The organism is Nostoc cf. edaphicum LEGE 07299 (assembly GCF_015207245.1).
Lineage (GTDB): Bacteria > Cyanobacteriota > Cyanobacteriia > Cyanobacteriales > Nostocaceae > Nostoc > Nostoc edaphicum_B.
On record NZ_JADEXF010000088.1, the window covers coordinates 1 to 8,675 of the forward strand.

8 protein-coding genes and 1 tRNA gene are annotated in these 8,675 nt (G+C 44.4%); 8 read left to right on the forward strand and 1 reads right to left on the reverse strand.

Features of this window, described 5'->3' with window-relative positions:
- From IQ229_RS04270 to IQ229_RS04285, 4 genes are all read left to right on the forward strand, one after another.
- On the forward strand, positions 1 to 223 hold a 223-nt coding region (locus IQ229_RS04270), incomplete at its 5' end, for a hypothetical protein (protein WP_194041578.1).
- A 173-nt stretch (positions 224 to 396) separates the two neighbouring features.
- On the forward strand, positions 397 to 2,160 hold the full coding sequence (locus IQ229_RS04275) for a sensor histidine kinase (protein ID WP_194041580.1): 1,764 nt from the start codon (positions 397 to 399) through the stop codon (positions 2,158 to 2,160).
- 617 nt (positions 2,161 to 2,777) lie between these two features.
- On the forward strand, positions 2,778 to 3,008 hold the full coding sequence (locus tag IQ229_RS04280; protein WP_228013109.1) for a NifU family protein: 231 nt from the start codon (positions 2,778 to 2,780) through the stop codon (positions 3,006 to 3,008).
- A 78-nt stretch (positions 3,009 to 3,086) separates the two neighbouring features.
- Positions 3,087 to 5,321, forward strand: a complete 2,235-nt coding sequence (locus tag IQ229_RS04285; RefSeq protein WP_194041584.1) for a glycoside hydrolase — start codon at positions 3,087 to 3,089, stop codon at positions 5,319 to 5,321.
- Between the two features lie 389 nt (positions 5,322 to 5,710).
- On the opposite strand, the gene IQ229_RS04290 is transcribed toward IQ229_RS04285, so the two are convergent.
- Positions 5,711 to 5,795 (reverse strand) — tRNA-Ser (locus IQ229_RS04290).
- A 106-nt stretch (positions 5,796 to 5,901) separates the two neighbouring features.
- Between IQ229_RS04290 and IQ229_RS04295 the strand changes: the two genes are divergently transcribed.
- From IQ229_RS04295 to IQ229_RS04310, 4 genes are all read left to right on the forward strand, one after another.
- Complete coding sequence (locus IQ229_RS04295; protein ID WP_194041586.1) at positions 5,902 to 6,270, forward strand: 2Fe-2S iron-sulfur cluster-binding protein; 369 nt, start codon at positions 5,902 to 5,904, stop codon at positions 6,268 to 6,270.
- Positions 6,260 to 6,841: a thermonuclease family protein gene (locus IQ229_RS04300; protein ID WP_194041588.1), complete on the forward strand. Its 582-nt coding sequence runs from the start codon at positions 6,260 to 6,262 to the stop codon at positions 6,839 to 6,841. Before IQ229_RS04295 ends, IQ229_RS04300 begins: the two co-directional genes overlap by 11 nt.
- Positions 6,842 to 6,961: 120 nt before the next feature.
- Entirely contained in the window at positions 6,962 to 7,774 is an 813-nt protein-coding gene (locus tag IQ229_RS04305; protein ID WP_194041591.1) for an inositol monophosphatase family protein, read from the forward strand.
- Between the two features lie 74 nt (positions 7,775 to 7,848).
- Positions 7,849 to 8,675: J domain-containing protein (locus tag IQ229_RS04310; protein WP_194041593.1), on the forward strand; the 827-nt coding region annotated here is incomplete at its 3' end.

Sequence of the window (8,675 nt, forward strand, 5' to 3'; positions counted from 1 at the left end):
GAAAACTACCGAAGCGGAAAATACACCAGCCGATAAGGTAGAAATTGCTGTCCGCCTAGACTCCGAGTTACTAGAGCAAATTCAGCATCTCACAAATGACCCAAGTAAAGTAATTGAAGTAGCGATTCGCCAGTGGTTACGGGGTGAAATCCTTAGAGATGATGAACTAACGCGCACGCCTGTGCGTACCCCTGTTCCTCCTCGCGGTGAATGGAACGATTGACGCCATTGGTTAAGTGTCAATGCAAGTAAAAAAAAGTAAAGTTTGCCAATCTGGTTTTCAGAACACCAAAAAATACTCCATCAAACACAAAAAAGCTGTAAAAATTTATGTATAAATTTCAGCGGCTTTAGTAAAATTACGGTCGGATACCCTTTGTCTATCCAACTCAATTAATGACTATTACTGCCAATTCCCAATTGTCAAATGTATTTTCCCAAAATCTGGAATCTATTACCAGTAAGACTGATGGCTCATTAGCAACTCTAGGAGCAGAGTTAGTTTATACACAGGATGGGGCAGGGCGCTATCTGACCTTTTGTTGGCAGTACAGCGAACTCCTGGGGTTAAATACTGAAAAAATAGTTGACGAGCTGAACCAGACTCAAACCTTTGTCCCAGTGGATAAGGTTAGTTATTTGGAACGATTGCACCGAATTTTGACAAGTCTGGTGCCAGAAAGATTTCAATGTTGGTTTAGCTATCAGAAAGAATTATTTGAGTTGGACTTAGTGATTAGTCCGATTATGCCGAGTTTGGGAACCACTGCCACTACCGTTTTAGTGATGGGACGCTTGGTACAAGCGACACTCAACAAAAAACAAGCGCGCGTGGCATCAAAAACGCCCACACAAATAGAGTTGGCTTTGCGATCGCAGCAACACCAAAAATTGGTAAATCGGATTACCAGAAATATTCGCCGGACATTAGATTTAGATATTATTTGGCAGCAAACAGTTGACAGTTTGGGGAAAGCACTGCGGCTAGAACGCTGCATTATTTGTCCTTATCAGCCCTCAAGCTCAAAAGTGCAGGTGAAAGCTGAGTATCGCCAGCCAGAACTCAAATCAATGCTTGGCTCAGACATAGATATAGCTTCTGAGCCTGCCTTTGCTCAAGCCTTGGCAACCCTAGAACCAGTTACAATGGAAGTGCCTGGATACAAAGAGTCTGGGCGGCAGAAAACTTTAGTAGTTGCGACTTGCTATCAAGACCAAGCTAATGGATTGGTTGCCTTGAATTGGCAGGATGAATGCTACACATTAACAGAATCGGAATTAGAACTGGCAAAAGAAGCAGCAGATCAATTGGGAACTGCGATCGCTCATGCTACTTTATATGAAGAATTAGAAATAGCGCGTCAAAAAGCCGAAGAAGCTTCCCGCCTCAAAAGCGAGTTTCTGGCTAATGTATCCCATGAAATTCGTACCCCCCTCAACGGTATGATTGGCTTTTTGAAGCTGATTTTAGAAGGGATGGCAGATGATCCAGAAGAACAAAATCAGTTTTTGACGGAAGCTCATCAGTTATCGATACATCTGCTGAATATCATCAACGATATTTTGGACATTGCCAAAATCGAAGCTGGTAAAATGGAGCTAGCTTACGCTCCAGTCAAGCTAGATGAGCTATTCAGTCATGTAGAAGGTTTCATGCGTCCCCAAGCAGAAATGAGAAACCTCAGTTTTCGGATGCAAATGCCTGCTACCTCTGATGAAATCATTGTCCAAAGCAACTACCAGCGGTTGCTACAAGTGATGATCAATTTAGTAGGTAATGCGATCAAATTTACCCATGAGGGTGGCGTTACCGTCAGCGCCGATTTAGTACTCAAAAAGGCGAACTTTCAAGAGCAGCAATTTCCTGGCATGGTAAGAGTACGTGTGGCAGACACTGGTATTGGTGTTTCCTTAGATAAACAAGATAAACTGTTTCAATTATTCTCTCAGGTGGATGGCTCCCGCACTCGCCAGTACGGCGGCACAGGTTTGGGACTGGCAATATCCCAAAAGCTAGTGGAGGCTATGGGCGGCGAGGTACATTTTTATAGTTTGGGCGAAGGACTTGGCTCAACAGTCACATTCACTGTGCCACTATATCAACAACCAGTTATGGTTTCGTCTAATGATGGCGACTCAACAAGTAGTGCTGAATGTTAGTCATTGGTCATTGGTCATTGGTCATTAGTCATTGGCTATTTGAAAGATTACCAGTACTGGGTTTTTAGTTTTAAACTTTAAAATTTTTTAGTATTATTTATTAACCATATTAAGCACTTGTACTGAGTGTTGCCGTAAAGCCTGCGGCATAGCTACGCTTAGGGCACGGACTCTCGTAGAGAAGTATGGGGGAAAAAACCTTCCTTGTCCTCACCTCATGGCTTTCTCTTCAGTACTTTAAAGGCTAAAGTAGAGTAGGAGGGCTTGCACGACAAATTGTTCAGCTAATCTAATATCAAGTTGCTAAAACCAGCAGTGGTTTAGTCAAAAGTCATTAAAAACTGACACCTGACAATCTAGCGGCAATAGATTTAGGATCGATTTAACAAAGCTGAAAAATAAAATTTTGGATAATGGTTAATGAGTAACCGCGCATCTGGCACAGAGATCATTAATGCCCCATGCCCCATGCCCTATGCTCCATGACGGCAGTTGCTCCACTTGGGGAGACACGCCAGTTCCTCTATTTGGGGAAACCCCAAGATCGGACTGGCTCCCCAAGACTGCACTGCCTCCCCAATCCCCATCATTAACTTAGCAGGTCTAAAACTATGACACTGACACTTACATCTGAAAACGTTGAAACAGTCTTAGATGAAATGCGCCCTTATCTCATGTCTGATGGCGGCAATGTGGAACTAGTAGAACTCGATGGGCCTGTTGTAAAACTGCGCCTGCAAGGTGCGTGTGGTTCTTGCCCCAGTTCTGCAATGACCCTGAGAATGGGTATTGAGCGCCGCCTCAAGGAAATGATTCCCGAAATTGCAGAAATTGAGCAAGTGGTGTAAAAGTTAGGAGTTAGAAGTTAGGAGTTATGAGTTTGAATCAACTCCTAACTCCTCATTCTTAACTCCTAACTATTCTTTATGTCCCATCCTCTTTACATTGCTTTTATCTGGCATCAACATCAGCCGCTGTACAAATCCCCTGGCAGCGGCGTTTCGCTATCTCAGAGTCAGCAGTACCGTCTTCCCTGGGTACGTTTGCATGGAACTAAAGATTACCTGGATTTAGTATTGCTTTTAGAGCAGTATCCTAAGTTACACCAAACAGTGAATTTAGTTCCATCGCTGATATTGCAACTCGAAGATTATATTGCTGGCACTGCTTTTGACCCTTACCTCACAGCCAGCTTGACACCGGATGAGCAACTTACCCAGCAACAGCGGGAATTTATTATCCAACACTTTTTTGATGCCAATCACCATACTCTGATTGACCCTCATCCCCGCTATGCCGAGTTGTACCAGCAAAGGCAGGAAAAAGGCCAACCTTGGTGTTTAGCAAATTGGGAATTGCCAGACTATGGCGATTTGCTAGCTTGGCACAATTTAGCTTGGATCGATCCGCTGTTTTGGGATGACCCAGAAATTGCTGCTTGGTTAAAAAAGGGTCGGAATTTTACTTTAAGCGATCGCCAGCGCATTTATTCTAAACAGCGAGAAATTCTCAGTCGGATTATCCCCCAACATCGGAAAATGCAGGAGTCGGGGCAGCTAGAAGTTACCACCACACCTTACACCCACCCGATTTTACCCTTGTTAGCTGATACAAACTCTGGTCGGGCAGCTGTGCCCAATATGACACTACCAAAGCAACGCTTTGAGTGGGCAGAAGATATTCCCCGCCACTTGCGGAAAGCTTGGAACTTTTATAAAGACCGCTTTGGACAGATACCTCGTGGTTTGTGGCCTTCGGAACAATCAGTAAGTCCGGCGATACTTCCGCATATTATTAACCAAGGTTTTAAGTGGATATGCTCAGATGAAGCTGTCTTAGGGTGGACGCTGAAACACTTTTTTCATCGGGATGGGGCGGGGAATGTGGAGCAACCAGAATTGTTGTATCGACCCTATCGCCTGCAAACCGCCGAGGGTGACTTGTCAATTGTGTTTCGCGACCACAGATTATCAGACTTGATTGGTTTTACTTATGGTGCAATGCCAGCAAAAAAGGCAGCTGCAGATTTAGTGGGACATTTGCAAGCGATCGCTAAAATGCAAAGAGATAGTCATAGCGAACAACCTTGGCTAGTTACTATCGCTTTAGATGGGGAAAATTGCTGGGAATTTTATCCCCAAGATGGCAAACCCTTTTTAGAAGCTTTATATCAAAGTTTGAGCGATGAACCTCACCTCAAACTCGTCACTGTTTCCGAATTTCTGGAAGAATTTCCAGCCACAGCCACCATTCCCGGAGGACAACTACATAGTGGTTCTTGGGTAGATGGCAACTTCACCACTTGGATCGGCGATCCCGCCAAAAATCGTGCTTGGGATTATTTGACAGAAGCAAGAAAAATGCTTGCAAGTCATCCCGAAGCGACGGAAGAAAACAACCCAGAAGCGTGGGAAGCATTATATGCCGCAGAAGGTTCCGACTGGTTCTGGTGGTTTGGTGCAGGACACTCCTCAAATCAGGATGCCATTTTTGATCGGTTGTTTCGAGAACATCTGTTTGGTATTTACAAGGCTTTAAATGAACCTCTACCGCCCTATCTCAAGCAACCGCTGGAAATCCACGAAGCACAGGGAAGTCACACCCCACAAGGCTTTATTCACCCCGTCATTGATGGTAAGGGTGACGAACAAGATTGGGATAAAGCTGGACGCATAGAAATTGGTGGGGCGCGAGGGACGATGCATAACAGCAGTGTTATCCAGCGACTTTGGTATGGGGTCGATCACTTAAATTTCTATTTGCGGTTGGACTTTAAAGGTGGCGTTGCACCAAGGCGGGGTTTTCCAGCAGAGTTGAATTTGCTGTGGTTCTATCCAGAAAAAACAATGGTCAATAGTCCAATTCCCTTGGCAGATGTACCAGATGCAGCCCCACTTAATTACCATTTCCACCATCTTCTGGAAGTTAACTTGCTAACGCAATCGATTCAATTTCGAGAAGCTGGAGACAATTATCAATGGCATCCCCGTTTCAGCCGCGCTCAAGTAGCTTTAAATAATTGTTTAGAGTTGGCAGTACCGTGGGCAGATTTGCAAGTTCCGCCAGATTATCCCCTACGCCTGATTTTGGTGCTTGCAGATGAGGGGCGTTTTTCCAACTACTTGCCAGAAAATGCTTTGATTCCCATTGAAGTGCCTTAACACTCATATTCTTGGTGTTATACCATTCCACTAAATACTTATTAGGGGCATACAGATGTCATTGGTGTCAACTTAACGTGAAAGCCAGCCTAGAAAAAGTTTTTAGATATTGTCTCGTTGTCTCGTTCCCAGTCTGAGACTGGGAATGCTGTCCTAGAGGCTCTGCCTCCCTTGCTGGCGGCAGAGCCGCCAAGAGCAGCATTTCCAGCCCAGAGGCTGGAAACGAGATTTGACAAAGCTTTTAGCTTAAGTTGAGACCAATGTACAGATGTACGCCTCTACAGATGATTCATTGTGTTGCAAAGATTTTTGAAAATCATATTTAATTTTTCTAGTCCTAAATACATTTAGCTATATTCAAACTATATATTTAGACTTAGGTTTGAGAACGGAGAGGGGGGGATTCGAACCCCCGTTAAGTTTCCCTAAACAGACTTTCCAGGTCTGCGCCTTAAACCACTCGGCCACCTCTCCAGGTGTCACAAGTTACGATCATACTATGAAATCCCAGAAAATGCAAAGATAAAGAAAGATATTCTAGATTGAATCTGATAGTCCTAATCCCAAAACGCAAATCCAGATGTCCCGTACATACACAATTAAAGTTCGCGATCGCGCCACTGGCAAAACACACACCCTACAAGTGCCAGAAGACCGCTACATCCTACACACTGGCGAAAAACAAGGGGTAGAACTACCGTTTTCCTGCCGCAACGGGGCTTGCACCGCTTGTGCTGTGAGAGTGTTATCAGGAGAAATTTACCAACCAGAGGCGATCGGCTTGTCACCAGATTTACGTAAGCAAGGTTATGCCTTGTTGTGTGTGAGTTACCCCCGTTCTGACTTGGAAGTGGAAACGCAAGACGAAGATGAAGTCTACGAACTCCAGTTTGGACGCTATTTTGCTAAGGGGAGAGTTAAAGCGGGTTTACCCTTAGATGAAGAATAAACAATTCAAAATCACCAAATTTCTGGTGCCTGTGCGTCTTGGTGAGTGGGTGCAAAAAATAGTTATTTTGGCTTGTTTATTGCTGTTGGTGAGTTGCCAAGGTAAAAACCAGCTGCCAAACAATGAAGCCCAGGTGAAAGTAGCGCGGGTAGTTAGTGGGCAAAGTTTGGAAGTTTTGGGCATGGCTGAACAACCAAATTTGATTTCCCAAGTGCGGTTAGTGGGTGTTGATGCACCAGATTTGCGACAGCGCCCTTGGGGGGAGGCAGCAAAAGAACAGTTAGAGAATCTAATTGGTGGTGTAGAACAATCGGTAACACTGGAGTTTGATTTAGAAGCAAAAGACAAAATTGGGCGAACTCTAGCTTATGTGTGGAAAAATAAGGTGTTATTGAATGAAGAATTAGTCAAACAAGGAAATGCAATGTTTGTGGGGCGATCGCCTAACCATAAGTATGACCTGCGTTTAGAACGTGCCCAACAATGGGCTAGACTCATGGGGCAAGGAATTTGGAGTCCAGAAAAGCCCATGCGCCTCACTCCCGCCGAGTTTCGCCGCCAAAATTTTTAATTAGTGCTGAGTGCTGAGTGCTGAGGGGGAGAGTGGAGGAGTGAAGTAGAAGAATTAATAACCAATGACAAATGACAAATGACAAATGACCAATGACAAATGACCAATGACAAATGACAAATGACAAATCTACAAATTTTTCTAGATATTGCTACAGAAGCAGCCTTAGCTGCTGGTGCTATTTTGCAAGGTTACTTGGGTAAGTTAGAAGACGCAATTATTGAAAAAGGACGCCCTGGTGATTTAGTCACGGCTGCTGATAAAGCCTCAGAGGAATTGATTTTAGAAATTTTGCGTCGCCACTTTCCCCAGCACTCGATCCTCGCTGAAGAATCAGGGAAATTAGGTAATCAACAGAATGAGTACCTCTGGGCAATAGATCCTCTCGATGGCACAACCAACTACGCTCATCAATACCCATTTTTCGCCGTTTCCATCGGGCTGTTAATTAATGGCGTTCCCCAAGTTGGTGTAATTTATGACCCCTTTCACAATGAGCTATTCCGTGCTGCTGCTGGCTTCGGGGCAACGCGTAACCGTCAACCCATCAAGGTTTCGGTAACATCTGAACTGAGTAAAAGTCTACTAGTAACGGGATTTGCCTACGATCGCCGCGAAACCTCTGATAACAACTACGCAGAATTTAGTCACCTCACCCATCTTACCCAAGGAGTTAGACGTAGCGGTTCGGCATCGCTAGATTTGGCTTATGTTGCCTGTGGACGTGTCGATGGTTACTGGGAACGGGGACTTTCTCCTTGGGATATTGCCGCCGGGATAATTTTGGTACAAGAAGCCGGGGGCAAAATCACCGCCTACGATGGCACTGCTGTCAAAATTGAGTCTGGTAGAATTCTTGCCACAAATAGTTATATTCACGACTCCCTCAGTAACGAACTTTTACGGGTTCCACCACTGTCAGCTTGGGTGTAGCAGATGGGGGCTTTCTCTACGACTTTGGGTACACTAAAAGCAATCTAACTGCTCCTTTGGTGCAAAAACTCTATATGTCTTTCAAAATAGATCGTGGACTATTTAAATATGATTTCATAGATCATCACGCAGTGCTGTGCGTTCCAGTTGATGCCGATGTTAAAGAGATTCGCAAACGCTATCTCCAAGTCGCCCGTCGTTTGCACCCAGACAGTAGTCTTACTGAAACTGCTGCTCAAAAACATCTCGGTAACGAATTGTTATCAAAGCTGGTTAACCCGGCTTACGAAAAACTCTCTGGCGATCGCACTCGCACGGAATATATTCTAATTTTGTCGCAAATTGGCAAACGTCTAGTACAGGAATCGACTTCGGTAACTCTAAACACCGACTTGGCTAAACAGTTAGTTGAGGCAGGTAATATCGATCATTTTTATAAAACTGCGATCGCAAAACTAGCCCAAACCCAATATGATTCTTTAGAACAAGCGCTGCAAGTGATTGCCCAAGCTAGTGAGTTGAATTTAGTGTATTTAATGCGGAGTGCGGGTAAAGCATCCGCCGCACCGCCATCTGCTCAACCCAAAGTCCAATCAGGTACACCTCAGCCAAATACACCAAAAAATACACCACCAACACCAGCCCCACCAAAAGAAGACTTGATTGTAGAACAGTATATTCGTCGCGCTCAATCTTTGATTGACAAAAACCAATTTGCCCCAGCCAAAGTAGAGTTGCAAGAGGCCCTGAAGCTAGAACCAAAAAATAGTCGTTGTCATAGCTTAATTGCAATGGTGTATTTGAAGCAAAATCAGCTAAAAATGGCCAAAATCCACTTTGACAACGCTCTAAAATTAGATCCCGGTGACGAAACGGCTCTGCAATGGAAAACTAAAATAGA